The following is a 13735-nucleotide window of genomic DNA, read 5'->3' on the forward strand; positions in this document are numbered from 1 at the left end:
GTGGAAAATCACTCAAATAAAGGAATGCGAGGATCTTTCATATGCTCGCATAATAAAATATGAATTTGTCCACGATGATGATAAAAGTGTGCAACGATTTCAAGTAACCATTCAAAGCGCGAATAAGAAATACCCCAATAGGCAGTCATAACTTCTGCTAATTCTATTTGGGAGTAGGAAAGAAATGTTTTAGAGAGAAGGTTGTATCCTTCAATCATCGTTTGTTGCATGTGAGCAACTGTTACGGGCGTATGTTCTATATAAAAGGTATGTAATTCTTTTTCTGAAATACCATTTAAAATGAGTAAATCAGCATGACAAATAAGAGAAAGATGTGCACACATTTCAAATAATGATCGTTTTGAGTGAATCGGTTGTATTTTTAAATCGTTTTCACTATATTGGTTAAGCATATAAATAGAAGTATCAATAGCAACTTTTAGTTGATGCAATGCAGATTGAACAAACATTGTAATTCTCCTCGTCTCCGTATATAATAGTTTCTTGAGGATATTATATCATACTCAAAATTCCGAAAATTCTAGTAGTTTGACTAGCATAATGAAAAGTATTATATTGTAAAAGGTCATATGAAACGTGAAATAGAATGGAATGCAATTATTGAGTTAGGAGTTAGACCAATGAGTTTGAAATATGGAAGAGATACAATTGTAGAAATTGACTTAAATGCTGTAAAACATAATGTAAAAGAATTTAAAAAACATGTAAATGATGAAGAAATTAAGATGATGGCTGCTGTAAAAGCGAATGGGTATGGCCATGGGGCAGTTGAAGTTGCCAAAGCTGCAATTGAAGCTGGGATACATCAACTTGCAGTTGCATTTGTAGATGAAGCAATAGAATTAAGAGAAGCAGGAATTACTGTGCCGATTTTAATTTTAGGATACACACCAGTAGCGGCTGTAGAAGATGTAATTCAATATGACGTTATGATGACTGTTTATAGAGTAGAAGATTTACATGGTATAAATGAAATTGCAAACCGTCTTCAAAAGAAAGTACAAATTCAAGTGAAAATTGATACAGGAATGAGTCGTATCGGTTTACAAGAAGAAGAAGTTAAACCATTTTTAGAAGAATTAAACCGTATGGAGTATGTAGAGATAGTAGGGATATTTACGCATTACTCTACGGCAGATGAAATCGATAAATCATATACGAATATGCAAACAAGTTTATTTGAAAAGGCTGTTAATACAGCGAAAGAATTAGGAATTCAAATACCATATATTCATAGTTCAAATAGTGCGGGATCAATGGAATTAAGTAACACATTTCAAAATATGGTACGCGTTGGAATAGGCGTGTACGGTATGTATCCGTCAAAAGAAGTGGATCATTCAGTCGTTTCTTTACAGCCTGCGTTGTCGTTAAAATCAAAAGTAGCTCATATTAAACATGCGAAGAAGAATCGTGGTGTAAGTTATGGGAATACGTATGTAACAACTGGTGAAGAATGGATTGCGACTGTACCAATTGGTTATGCTGATGGTTATAATCGTCAATTATCTAATAAAGGCTATGCGTTAATTAACGGGGTTCGAGTACCTGTTATTGGCCGTGTTTGTATGGATCAGTTAATGTTGGATGTTTCAAAAGCGATGCCAGTACAAGTAGGAGACGAAGTAGTATTCTACGGTAAACAAGGTGAAGAAAATATCGCAGTAGAAGAAATAGCGGATATGTTAGGTACAATAAACTATGAAGTTACATGTATGCTAGATAGAAGAATTCCGCGTGTCTATAAAGAAAATGACGAAACAACTGCAGTTGTAAATATATTAAGAAAAAACTGAATCATTTCGATTCAGTTTTTTTATTCATATCAAATGCGAATATACCCTCGTTATGTAATACGGAGTAAACTTTGTGAAACACACTTTTTAGTTCATCTAAATTAAACTATCACCGGCAGAGATGACCAGTCCCGCAACAAAGATCTAATATACGAGAGTAGGGAAGAGCATCTTGTAAAACGAGGCTGGGTAGGAGTGTTAAACAAAATGTCTCCAATGTTTATTATAGATGTTTGCTAAAATATCATAATTAGAATAAATTGTTTTTTTACATATGTATTCACCTAAAAATTCATTAAATTATAATAGTCATGCCTCGTTTTAATTTCAAAACCACATTGTGTATATAGTTTTAAAGCGTGGATATTTTTCGTTTCGACGTCTAACTCAATTGTTGAAACTCCTTCTGTAATAAGGGTATGTACTATATTACAAAGAATATCTTTTCCGTATCCTTTACCTTGATAAGAAGGATGAACGGCGAATCCTGATAGTGTAGTAGATTGCTCTTGTTTAGAAACTGTAATTGTTCCTATCACTTTTTCAGCAATAAGGGCACTGTAAACTTGATGGGAAGATGAATTCATCATTTTTTGTAACCATGTAGCCGTATTTTCTACTGAATCACCAAAAGCTTTACTAGAAATTTTAATAAGGTCAAGAAGTGATTCTGAAGGTGCAAGAGTAAGCTGTATATTATTATCTGTTGTTTTTTGAATTTCGTTTGTTTTGAACGCCATACTATATTCACTATATAAATATGGTAACTTCATATGTTTTACAAATTCATTCCCAGAAATAGAATCCCCATTAATAATAAGAAGAGCTTCATCTGTCGCTCTATTTTGTATTTCTTTCATTGCAGTTTGTAAAAGGATAGTTCCGAAACTTTGTTTTCTAAAATGAGGATGTACAAAGCCTATTAGTTCAAGCTTTGTTGGTCTTTCGAAATCATACATATTTAAAGCGCCAATTAATTGAGTACCGTTATAAAGAAGAAAAACGTTTATATAATCTTCATTTCGATTTTTTAAAAAGTTGATATGTAAATCTGAAGAGTAATCAAGATTATCTTGTTGTCCGCAAATATAAGCTAAATCCTTCATTTGCTGTATTTCACTTTCTGTTACAGAACGCTTTTTCTGAATATCCATTGTATACTCCCTCTCATTTGTATTTAAAAATAGGATGGGTGACTTAACCATTTCTTTAATTCCACATTACCTTGCACAGATAACAGTCGGTATAAATAACGATAAGGCTGTCTATATTCTTCTAAGTGAGGAATAGACATAATTGTTTCGTAACCACTTTTAAAGGCATGTGCTTCTTTTTCGGTAAGTACATATTCTAGTCCGATAAAATCAAACTCTCGCGGAGCAACAGCGTAAGCTTCACTATCTACTAAACCCGTAATAGTTGTACCGTCAGATAAAAATTGAGTAGGATCCATATCAATTAAGACGAGTGTAGATTCCTTTGGTACGGACAGGGAAGAAAGTTGTGATTCAAAGGTAGGGAATGCATTTTTTATGCTTTCATCATCGGAATAAAACATATTCACAAGCTCTTTACTCACGTTTAAAATATGTGATTGGAATTCATCTAGTGGAACTTGGAACGTGCCTGACGGATTTCCTATGAAATCGGCTCTAAATTTATGTATTTCTGCAAGTCCTTTTCCTAGGCTGAATAAAATAGAATCTGGTTGCTCGATAAAAGATTGAACTGTGTTACCTACTAACTTTTCGACCACCACAAATTCACGGCTATTTAAAACATGTTTTTCTAATATTGTTGGGATAGGAAGATTCGTATGTTCTTGCAGCAATGTATGTACAGTTTCTAAATGATGGACGTTCCTTGGATCAATTCCAAATAGATTTTTACATCCCCACCAAAAATCATTATTTGGTTCTTCATTCATTTTAGAAGCACGAACGATAACTTCTGTATCTTCTGTTTGAACGAGAAAAACATCACTTGCATGATCTTCATAACCTGGGTGCAAGGCTTGAACGGATAGAATAGGTGAATTGAATAGTTGTTGTAACATGAAAAGACTCCTTTTTCTGTAAATTCCATAAATTCATTATATAATAGATGATGTGTTATGAGGATAAAGATAAAAAGATTGAAAGCATACTTATATTTATAGTGAAAGCTCATTAAAAATATTATATTTCTCTATTTTTGTATGAATTGTCTAAAAATAATAGTGGTAATACTTGAATGTAAGACTCGTATCTTTAAATCTATGAAGAGTAAAAGTAAGCATTCATTTATAAGATTGTGAATCACAATAATGTAGACTATAAAAAATATTTCTCAATAATAAAATGAAGAGAAAAGCATGAAGAAGTAGAATGCATTCATTTATAATAGACTTAAATTAATTAATATAATTAATTGTTAATTTTGTTATATTAATTGGATAGGAGAGAATGTTATGGCAAATGTACTCGTAATAAATTTTCCTGGGGAAGGTCATATTAATCCGACTTTAGCTATTGTAAGTGAGTTAATTCAGCGAGGGGAAACAGTTGTTTCTTATTGTATTGAAGATTATAGAAAGAAGGTTGAAGCAACAGGTGCGGAATTCCGAGTGTTTGAGAATTTTCTCTCTCAAATTAATATTATGGAACGAGTAAATGAAGGTGGGAGCCCTTTGACGATGCTATCTCATATGATTGAAGCATCAGAGCGTATTGTTACTCAAATTGTAGAAGAAACAAAAGAGGAAAAATACGATTATTTAATATATGATAATCATTTTCCAGTAGGACGTATTATAGCGAATATTTTACAATTACCAAGTGTTTCATCCTGTACAACGTTTGCTGTTAATCAGTACATTAATTTTCATGATGAGCAAGAATCGAGACAAGTAGATGAAATGGATCCATTATATCAATCTTGTTTAGCGGGAATGGAAAGATGGAATAAGCAGTATGGAATGAAATGTAATAGTATGTATGATATTATGAACCATCCTGGTGATATTACGATTGTATATACTTCAAAAGAATATCAGCCACGTTCAGAGGTATTTGATGAATCGTATAAATTTGTAGGTCCATCAATTGCTACTCGAAAAGAAGTGGGGAGTTTTCCTACCGAAGATTTAAAAAATGAAAAAGTGATTTTCATTTCTATGGGAACAGTTTTTAATGAACAACCTGCTTTGTATGAAAAATGTTTTGAAGCTTTTAAAGATGTTGATGCGACAGTCGTATTAGTCGTTGGTAAGAAGATAAATATAAGTCAATTTGAAAATATCCCGAAAAACTTTAAGTTGTATAATTATGTCCCGCAATTAGAAGTTTTACAGCATGCTGATGTATTCGTGACACATGGTGGTATGAATAGTTCGAGTGAAGCGTTATATTACGGTGTTCCATTAGTTGTAATTCCGGTAACAGGAGATCAGCCATTCGTTGCAAAACGATTGACTGAAGTAGGGGCAGGAATAAGACTTAATCGCAACGAGTTAACTTCTGAATTGTTACGTGAGGCTGTAAAGAAAGTAATGGATGATGTGACGTTTAAGGAGAATAGTCGTAAAGTGGGAGAGTCGCTTAGAAATGCCGGTGGATATCAAAGGGCAGTTGAGGAAATATTCAAATTAAAAATGAAGCCGTACGTAAAGATTAAATAGATGTTAAAAACACACTTACTTTTAATTTGTAAGTGTGTTTTTAGTATTACGCGTTACATGTGTTACATAAAAATAGCGATAAAGGAGAAACTTTTGTGTATATAAATCGATACCTTTGAATTAGTAGTAAAATTACGTTAAAATAATACTAAGAAAATATATAAGTTTTGGGGGTAATGAATGAAGAAAGTATTTGAATACGTATTATTAACAATTGGCTCAATTATAGTAGCAGGTTCATTAGAGCTTATTTTAGCACCTAATGGATTAGTAGATGGCGGGGTAACGGCTATTGCTATTATGGCAAATAAAGTCGCAGGATTGCCGCTTTATGGTGTGTTCTTAGGAATTAATATCCCAATTTTATTATTTACTGCAAAAGTAATGGGAAAGAAATTTTTTATCCGTACATCTTATGCGAATGTAGTTACAACACTCGGATTAATTTATTTAAAACCATTTCCAGCAATTACGACTTCTGAGTTATTAATTGTACTTTATGGTGGAGTACTGTTTGGAATTGGTGTTGGGATTGTTGTTAAAATGGGTGGAGCAATTGACGGTTCGGAAATGTTGGCAGTTTGGATGAATAAACACTTTAATGTACCGATTAGTACATTTTTACTTGCAGTAAATGCAGTTATTTTCATTTTTGTTGCCATTTTATTTTCAATCGAACAAGCGATGTTCTCGTTAGCAATTTTCTATATTGTTACGAAGATGATTGATTTTATACTAGATGGTATTAATCAAGGTAAGAGCGTTATGATTATTTCTGGTAAGAATAAAGAAATAGGCGATTTACTTATGAAAGAATTGCAACTATCTGTTACGTATCTACATGGAGAAGGTGGTTTTTTAGGGGAGCATAAGAGAATCATTTATTGCATTACAAACCGATTCATTTATCCGAAAATGAAAGATCTCGTTCTCTCTGTAGATCCAACGGCTATAATTGAAGCTTCCTATTCAACAGAAACGACTGGTGTGAAACGTCCGGGAAGGAAAGCTAGGTCAGGTGAATAACTAGAAGAAGGCTGTCCAAAAAGTTATTTTGGAACAGCCTTCTTTTTTATTTTGTTGAATTGTTAACATGTTACAAGTTAAACCCACTGTTAACAAGTTTCCTTGCAACTAGGAAACCAAGCATCTTTCAATAATATAGCCAACGTTTCAATTTTATTTTCCGGAATACTACCAAAGCCGAGTAATACGTATGATTCCTTACGTAAATCATTCACGAAATCATATGGAGAAAGTGGGTATAATTTAACGCTTTGTTTTTTAGCGGATTCAATCAGTTCATTTTCATTCATACTGTTATTTACACATAAAACAATATGAAGTCCGGACTGTTCGCCAAGAATTTGAACATTAGCCCCCATTTCTTTCATAATGGATTTTACTAATGCATGATGTTTTCTTTTATAAAGTGTACGACTTCGATTAAGGTGACGTTCCCAATTCCCGTTTTGTATAAAGTTAGCAAAAGCAAGTTGTTGTATTGTAGCGACTGTTTGTTTGAAAATTCCATGCAGTTCTTGATATGTTTTTAAAAGATGTGGTGGTAAAACAACATATCCCATTCGTAAAGAAGGTAAAAAAGATTTTGAGAAAGTTCCCATATAAATAACGCGTTCATTTGAATCAAGACTTTGTAAAGAAGGAATCGGCTTACCAGCGTAGCGAAACTCTCCGTCATAGTCATCTTCAATAATGTATCCATTGCAATCATTAGCCCACTTTAACAATTCTAATCTTCTAGATAAAGGCATAATAATCCCGAGTGGAAATTGGTGTGATGGTGTAACGTATGCGACATTGGAATTTGTATTGTATAAACTAGAAATATCAATCCCTTTTTCATCCAATGGTATGGGATGAATTTGTCTATCACAGCTTTTAATAATTGCGTGTATACGGTGAAATCCAGGGTTTTCAATGCCGTATTCTTTTGTAGGGCCAAGCAGTTGAAGTAGTAGCCAGAGAAGTGGCTGTGTTCCGGCGCCGATCACAATTTGATCAGGTGAAGAATGTACACCGCGAGAATGATATAAATATGTTGATATATGCTCTCGAAGAGCGAATTCACCTTGAGGATCTTCTTTGGCAAATAGTGCATTTTCGTATGTAAGTATGGATTCTTGTAATGCTCGTTTCCAATTTGTAATCGGAAATGCATTTTGATCAATAAGCCCTTGGCTACAATCATATTCAAATTTTTCTTCTATCAAATTGTTCGTCTTCTTTGCTGCATTTCGTTTTTTATTTGGGATAACGTCAATATCGAAATTTGCTACAAAAATACCACGTTTCGGTTTACTTTCTGCATAACCTTCAGCTAATAACTGTTGATAAGCTGATTCAACAGTAATGCGGCTAATATTAAGTTGTGATGCTAAATTTCTGTGTGAGGGTAGACGTGTGCCAACAGAAATAGTCCCTTGTATAATTTCAGCTTTTATATATTCGTAAATTTGCAAGTAAATAGGTGTGTTACTTTGTAATTGCAATGGGATAGTAAAATCCATATAAAACTCTCCTTTAAAACTGGCCTTATAAAAAACACTTAAACTGTCACTTAAGTGAAGGGCAGTTACTTTCTATAATAATGATATAACATTTAGAAAATTATTTAAATAGTTAAGGGAGAGTTAAAAATGAATGTTAAAGAAGTAGTAACAGAAGAGCAATTACATGAAGTATTACCTGTTTTACAGCAATTAAGAACGAAACTTTCAAAAGAGGAAACAAGCTCTTTATTTCGAAATATGAAAGAAGAAAATTATAAACTATTTTCGCTGCGTAATGAGGATGATGAAGTTGTTAGCCTTGCAGGTGTAGCAATTTGTACGAACTTTTATAATAAGAAACACGTTTTCGTATATGACCTTGTAACAGCAGAAGCACATCGTTCAAAAAGACATGGGAAAGTATTACTTTCGTATATAGAGAACTGGGGAAAGGAAAACGAATGTGAGTCTATCGTCCTCACGTCAGCATTTTCAAGAATTGATGCTCATCGTTTTTATGAAAGAGAAGGGTATGATAAGGTGAGTTATTCTTTTCATAAAGAATTATAAAAAATAAGAAGAAGTTGTCCCGCAAAAGTTGGGAACAGCTTCTTCTTATTTTTTCAGTTATTATTAAACCGTAAATAGGTTGTAAGTTATGGTATATGTATTTGAAAAGGTTATATAGTGTATTTTGTCGAATTGTTTTAATTTAATAAAGAGAATGATTGGAGCGCTTATACTTGAAAAAAATAAAGAAACTATCAATCCCTAATGATGCTAGAGTTATCGTCATATCTGATATTCATGGAGAATTAAATCTTTTAAAAGAAGCACTACATAAAGTTAACTTTAAAGATGAAGATTATTTAATTATTAATGGAGATCTTTGCGAGAAAGGACGAGATAGCGTAGGCGTAGTAAACTACGTTATGAATCTTGTAAAGAACAATCCAAAGGTTCACGTTGTTGAAGGGAATTGTGAAGTTTTAGTTGATGCTCTTCTAAATGAAAATCCTGATCTTATTAATTATTTATGTATGAGAAAGCACTCGATTTTTAATGAATGGCTAGAGCAATTAGGTTTTTCAGTTCATGAGGGCACTTCAATTCGTGAAGTGAAAGAAGCATTGTTAAGTGAATTTTCACAAGAACTATATTGGCTAACAGACTTGCCAACAGCGATTGAAACAGAAGATTATATTTTTGTGCATGCCGGTCTAGAAGATAGAGTAGATTGGAAAGAAACAGAGCGCAAAAATGCGATAGCAATGCCACAGTTTTTTAATAAATCACATAAAGCAAATAAGTATGTAATAGTTGGTCATTGGCCTGTCGTGAACTATTCTGAAGAAGCACCGTCTAACAATCCAGTTATTGATAAGGAGAAAAAAATTATTGCAATTGATGGAGGAAATGCAATTAAAGAAGCAGGGCAATTAAACGTATTTATTATTCAGAGGAAACAAACGGGCGATACGTTTTCTTATACATATGTAGACTATTTTCCGGAGTATGAAGTAATAGCGGATTTTAATGCGAATTCAGAAATGCAGGGCGGAGTGACATATTCGTATTATTACATAGAGCCTATCGAGAAGATGCAAGATTACACCGTATGTAAACAAAAGGAAACGAATAATTTGCTCACTGTAAAAAATGAATATATGAAACAACTTGAGTCAGGTGAATATACAGTGAAAACCGATATTTCTTGTGCGCAAATAAGCGTTAGGAAGGGAGATATCGTTTCTCTCATTGATGATAGCTGTTCAGGATATGATTTAATTAAAAAAGATGGTGTAGAGGGTTGGATAGGGAAAGGGATTTTAGTTGAGATAGAAAAAGTGAAAAATAAAACATTAAGCTGGAATAGGAGGGATATAACCTCCTATTTTTTTAAAGGAGTAGATTGCTTGCTGTCTTTAATAAGTAAATAAATCGTACTCGGCAGAATGATAAGCGTCATTCCTAAAAGAATTGCTAGTATAGCATAACCTCTATAGGGAGCAGAAACGATAAAAGGAAGTATCGCTAAAAAAATACCTGCTATCATCATTGAAATACTACTAATATTTGAAGCTCTTTTTTTAAGGTGCTTATCATTCCATTCTAATGAAACGGTTGATTTAGTCGTATCAATTTTGGAACTGAAATAACCTATTAATATAAATAAAAGCCCTAATGCTAAAAATATGAAATGATCAAGAGGAAGTGAAAAGCCAAGAGCGATGAGGGCGATGACAATATCGACAAAAAATAAGAATAGTAACATTGTGTTGCCGATCCAATGGAAAAATTTCTGGTTACTCGCTGCTTTAGATAAAGCTAAAAATACAAAGAATAAGAAGGAACATATAATTATATTTACGATTACAAAAGTGCTTTTATCCATTGTTGATGTAGGCATTCCATTAAAGTCCCATTTCGTAACAATACTTAATGGTAAGAAGAAATAGAGAATAATATTTGTCATAATAATAGTAAGAAATAAAGCAATACTAAATCGATTATTCACTGAATCACCAGCTTTCTAAATCAATAATTGGTATCTAATAACAAAATTATACAATATAATATATGATATTAGTTTTGATTTTTCTGAAAAAATATTATAATTATATATGAAATAAAGAGGAATGCAGGAGGGAATTATGCAAAACGTTGTATTAAAGGGGAAGAAAGTTACAATTTGTACAATAGAAGAATCGGATATAAAAACATTATGGAATATCATATTTAAAGAAGAAAGCCCAGAATGGAAGAAATGGGATGCGCCATATTTCCCGTTCTCAATGCAAGAATACTCTTCCTATAAAGAGAAGATGCAAACTCGTTTGCAAGAAGAACCACTGTCAAATTTAATTATAGAAAATAACGGTCAAATTATAGGGACGGTCGGATTTTATTGGGAGCATAAACCGACGCGTTGGTTGGAGATGGGAATTGTTATTTATGACCCAACATACTGGAATGGTGGCTACGGTACAGAAGCGTTAACGTTATATCGAGATTTATTATTTGAAAAGATGGAAATTGGTAGAGTAGGGCTCACGACTTGGTCTGGTAATGAACGAATGATGAAAGTAGCGGAGAAAATAGGAATGAGCTTAGAAGGTAGAATGCGAAAGTGTCGTTATTATAACGGAACATACTATGATTCTATTCGAATGGGCATGATTCGTGAAGAATGGGAAGCGCTATGTGTAACGAAGGGGTGAGAAAGATTGTACGCTATTATTGCTACATTTGATCGTGTGTTTACTAATAAAATTACAGAACTGCAAAATGAATTAACAAATGTAATTGGAACAAATCAACTAGCTGGAGTAGAACCTCATATTACGTTAGCTGATTATAATGAGTTAGATGTTCATTTGTATACGGAGAAACTAGGGGAGTTTGTAGCTATTCAAGAAAATATGGATGTAGTAACTTTTCCTTCTGTTGGAATTTTTCCTACTAATGGAACGGTCTTTTTAGCGCCGACTGTTACCAGTGAATTGTTAAAACTTCATCATTCTTATCATGATTATTTTAAAACTTTTCATGACAACCCAAATTCATATTACGTACCGGGAAAATGGGTTCCGCATTGTACAATTGCAAATAGATTACATACAAAGCAGTTTTTAAGTGTACTGGAATATATTTATGAGAAATTTGATTTTGTAACAGCTTCAATTGAGAAATTAAAATTAATTAAGGTGAATTATGAAAATGGTTCTGCCATTTCTTCTAGTATATTAGCAGAATATAATTTAAAGAGAATGGAGACATCGAGATGACATATATAATTAGAGAAATGAAGCAAGAAGATATTCATGCTGTACAATCAGTAGCAAAAATAGCTTGGCATGATACATATGAAGGCATTATTCCGAGAGAAATTCAAGATAGTTTTTTAGACGAGGCATATTCTGATGAAAAAATGAAATATCGTCTTAAAAATACGCATTTATTCGTTGCGGAAGAAGAGGGTGAAGTAATAGGGTTTGCAAACTTTTCACCTGTTAGACTACAAAACGAAGCAGAATTAGGTGCGATTTATTTGTTACCAGATCAGCAAGGAAAAGGGATCGGAAGTGCTTTATTACAAAGAGGGATTAAAGCATTAAATGGGATACGGAAATTGTACATACATGTAGAAGCAGCAAATGAAAAAGGAAAACGCTTTTATGAAGCGAAAGGTTTTGCTGAATTAGAGCAATTTGAAGAAGACTTTGAAGGACATATGATGCAGACAGTAAGGATGGTTTTATACGTATAAGGAGGACTAGTAATGAAAATGTTTGATTTTAGTGAAAAAGTAGGAAAGCACCTATCAGTATTTGAATCTAATTTCATCATGTCGAAAATATTAAACCATCGAGGAAATATACATATCGGTGCTATGCATTTACACGAGAATGGAATCATCGGTAATCATGAAGCAGTTGTATCTCAACTGCTTCTTATTGTGGACGGGACAGGATATGTATGTGGAGTAAATAAAGAAAAGATAAAGATAGAGGCGGGACAAGCTGTGTTTTGGGAAAAGGGAGAGCTCCATGAAACAAGTACAGAACACGGATTAACAGCAATTGTTATGGAAGCGGAGAATCTTGAACAAGCGATAGTAATGCCTATTATTCAAGGGGAGTTGTGAAAAATGATTGTTAAGGCGAATCAAGAAGATACCAATGAAATATTAAAATATTCGGCTCAATCGCTTTTTGAAGGGACGAGAGGCAATTGTCAATTAAGTACCGAGAAAGCAATTGAGATTACAAAGCCGATTGTAGAAAAAGGAGCATACTATTTAATTATTAAAGAAGAAAATAAAGTAATGGGATGGATATTAATAGGGGAAAATACAGACTATTTTTCTCGTGAAAAACTTGGATTTATATATGAATTGTACGTTTTCCCAGAATATCGCGGGAGAGGATTATCGCGAGAACTGATGGAAGCTAGTATTAAGGAATTAAAGGAGAAGTATTCAGAAATTCGGTTGAATGTATTTGCTGGGAATTTTGCAAAAGAGATGTACGAAGAGTTTGGGTTTGTTGAAAGGCAGGTAATTATGACTTTGAAGTGAGTATTATAGTCTGAATGGGAGGAAAATAATGATTTAGTGGCTACTTTATCGCTGGGATTTAAAGTGAATAAGTCCTTATAAATATATAAAATAGATGGTTTGCCTTTATTTTATAGTAGATTTATGGAGTGTGCTTAAAAAACAAATAAATTAGTATTATACAATATATCGTTATTATAGTAAAAGAGAAATTTTGGAAAAATATCATTTTTTTGTTTAGAAATTTTTAAATTATTGATATAATCAATTTGTAGAATTGATTATTGGTTAATTTTACTATTTTTTAATTTTAAGGGGGATTTAATAATGGCAGGACAAATTCGTATGTCACCAGAGGAGCTTAAATCGAAAGCGACTCGATATGGACAAGGTGCAAATCAAATTGAGGACATTTTACGTCAACTACAAAACTTACAAAATGAATTAAGAGGAGAATGGGAAGGTCGTGCTTTCGAAGGTTTTGACCAACAGTTCAATCAATTAAAGCCAAAAGTACAAAACTTCGCACAGCTATTACAAGAAATTAATATGCAGCTTAATAAAACTGCAGAAGCTGTTGCTAGACATGACGAAGATCTTTCTCGTAATTTCGGTCTACAATAAGACAGATAAAAAGAAATATATAATTTAGCCATGCAACCATACGTTGTATGGCTAAATTACTTTA

At 32.9% G+C, this 13735-nt stretch carries 15 protein-coding genes and 2 pseudogenes; 11 read left to right on the forward strand and 6 right to left on the reverse strand.

The window, feature by feature from the left end:
• Positions 1-8: 8 nt before the first annotated feature.
• Positions 9-470, reverse strand: coding sequence for a DinB family protein (locus ACTFP3_RS06455; RefSeq protein WP_000498002.1), 462 nt, complete (start codon positions 468-470; stop codon positions 9-11).
• Positions 471-641: 171 nt separating this feature from the next.
• Here ACTFP3_RS06455 and alr point away from each other — a divergent pair, with 171 nt between their 5' ends.
• Positions 642-1817, forward strand: a complete 1176-nt coding sequence (gene alr / locus ACTFP3_RS06460) for an alanine racemase (protein WP_440009988.1) — start codon at positions 642-644, stop codon at positions 1815-1817.
• A gap of 22 nt (positions 1818-1839) precedes the next feature.
• Here alr and ACTFP3_RS06465 read toward each other — a convergent pair.
• From ACTFP3_RS06465 to ACTFP3_RS06475, 3 genes and pseudogenes are all read right to left on the reverse strand, one after another.
• A pseudogene (locus ACTFP3_RS06465) lies at positions 1840-2093 on the reverse strand (class I SAM-dependent methyltransferase); the annotation flags it as partial.
• Positions 2094-2101: 8 nt separating this feature from the next.
• On the reverse strand, positions 2102-2971 hold the full coding sequence (locus ACTFP3_RS06470) for a GNAT family N-acetyltransferase (RefSeq protein ID WP_440009698.1): 870 nt from the start codon (positions 2969-2971) through the stop codon (positions 2102-2104).
• A gap of 23 nt (positions 2972-2994) precedes the next feature.
• Positions 2995-3873 carry a nitrate reductase gene (locus tag ACTFP3_RS06475; RefSeq protein WP_326036043.1) on the reverse strand — a complete coding sequence of 293 codons (879 nt, stop codon included), beginning with the start codon at positions 3871-3873 and terminating at the stop codon, positions 2995-2997.
• Between the two features lie 393 nt (positions 3874-4266).
• Here ACTFP3_RS06475 and ACTFP3_RS06480 point away from each other — a divergent pair, with 393 nt between their 5' ends.
• Both ACTFP3_RS06480 and ACTFP3_RS06485 read left to right on the forward strand, forming a co-directional pair.
• On the forward strand, positions 4267-5475 hold the full coding sequence (locus ACTFP3_RS06480) for a macrolide family glycosyltransferase (RefSeq protein WP_006923787.1): 1209 nt from the start codon (positions 4267-4269) through the stop codon (positions 5473-5475).
• Positions 5476-5655: 180 nt separating this feature from the next.
• The gene (locus ACTFP3_RS06485) at positions 5656-6501 is read left to right on the forward strand and encodes a YitT family protein (protein WP_000755126.1); all 846 of its coding nucleotides are present in this window, start codon (positions 5656-5658) and stop codon (positions 6499-6501) included.
• Positions 6502-6590: 89 nt separating this feature from the next.
• On the opposite strand, the gene pdxR is transcribed toward ACTFP3_RS06485, so the two are convergent.
• Complete coding sequence (pdxR, locus tag ACTFP3_RS06490) at positions 6591-8006, reverse strand: MocR-like pyridoxine biosynthesis transcription factor PdxR (protein WP_440009702.1); 1416 nt, start codon at positions 8004-8006, stop codon at positions 6591-6593.
• A gap of 129 nt (positions 8007-8135) precedes the next feature.
• Between pdxR and ACTFP3_RS06495 the strand changes: the two genes are divergently transcribed.
• Both ACTFP3_RS06495 and ACTFP3_RS06500 read left to right on the forward strand, forming a co-directional pair.
• The gene (locus ACTFP3_RS06495) at positions 8136-8558 is read left to right on the forward strand and encodes a GNAT family N-acetyltransferase (RefSeq protein WP_001101116.1); all 423 of its coding nucleotides are present in this window, start codon (positions 8136-8138) and stop codon (positions 8556-8558) included.
• A 173-nt stretch (positions 8559-8731) separates the two neighbouring features.
• Positions 8732-9856 (forward strand): annotated as a pseudogene (locus ACTFP3_RS06500) (metallophosphoesterase); the annotation flags it as partial.
• Between the two features lie 23 nt (positions 9857-9879).
• Here ACTFP3_RS06500 and ACTFP3_RS06505 read toward each other — a convergent pair.
• Positions 9880-10506: a DUF1648 domain-containing protein gene (locus ACTFP3_RS06505; protein ID WP_266001671.1), complete on the reverse strand. Its 627-nt coding sequence runs from the start codon at positions 10504-10506 to the stop codon at positions 9880-9882.
• Positions 10507-10642: 136 nt separating this feature from the next.
• Between ACTFP3_RS06505 and ACTFP3_RS06510 the strand changes: the two genes are divergently transcribed.
• The 6 genes from ACTFP3_RS06510 to ACTFP3_RS06535 all read left to right on the forward strand — a co-directional run bounded on the left by ACTFP3_RS06510 (position 10643) and on the right by ACTFP3_RS06535 (position 13671).
• The gene (locus ACTFP3_RS06510; protein WP_001181848.1) at positions 10643-11209 is read left to right on the forward strand and encodes a GNAT family N-acetyltransferase; all 567 of its coding nucleotides are present in this window, start codon (positions 10643-10645) and stop codon (positions 11207-11209) included.
• Between the two features lie 6 nt (positions 11210-11215).
• Positions 11216-11776, forward strand: coding sequence for a 2'-5' RNA ligase family protein (locus ACTFP3_RS06515; RefSeq protein WP_322367605.1), 561 nt, complete (start codon positions 11216-11218; stop codon positions 11774-11776).
• Positions 11773-12258 (forward strand): GNAT family N-acetyltransferase, encoded by a 486-nt coding sequence (locus ACTFP3_RS06520; protein ID WP_000221050.1) that lies wholly within the window; start codon positions 11773-11775, stop codon positions 12256-12258. The genes ACTFP3_RS06515 and ACTFP3_RS06520 overlap by 4 nt, the downstream gene beginning before the upstream one ends.
• Positions 12259-12270: 12 nt before the next feature.
• Positions 12271-12636 carry a cupin gene (locus ACTFP3_RS06525; protein WP_046392635.1) on the forward strand — a complete coding sequence of 122 codons (366 nt, stop codon included), beginning with the start codon at positions 12271-12273 and terminating at the stop codon, positions 12634-12636.
• 3 nt (positions 12637-12639) lie between these two features.
• On the forward strand, positions 12640-13068 hold the full coding sequence (locus tag ACTFP3_RS06530; protein WP_046392636.1) for a GNAT family N-acetyltransferase: 429 nt from the start codon (positions 12640-12642) through the stop codon (positions 13066-13068).
• Positions 13069-13374: 306 nt separating this feature from the next.
• Positions 13375-13671 (forward strand): WXG100 family type VII secretion target, encoded by a 297-nt coding sequence (locus tag ACTFP3_RS06535; RefSeq protein WP_000918601.1) that lies wholly within the window; start codon positions 13375-13377, stop codon positions 13669-13671.
• The last annotated feature ends 64 nt before the right edge of the window (positions 13672-13735 follow it).

This window comes from Bacillus cereus group sp. MYBK5-2 (assembly GCF_051915685.1).
Taxonomy (GTDB): Bacteria; Bacillota; Bacilli; order Bacillales; family Bacillaceae_G; genus Bacillus_A; species Bacillus_A cereus.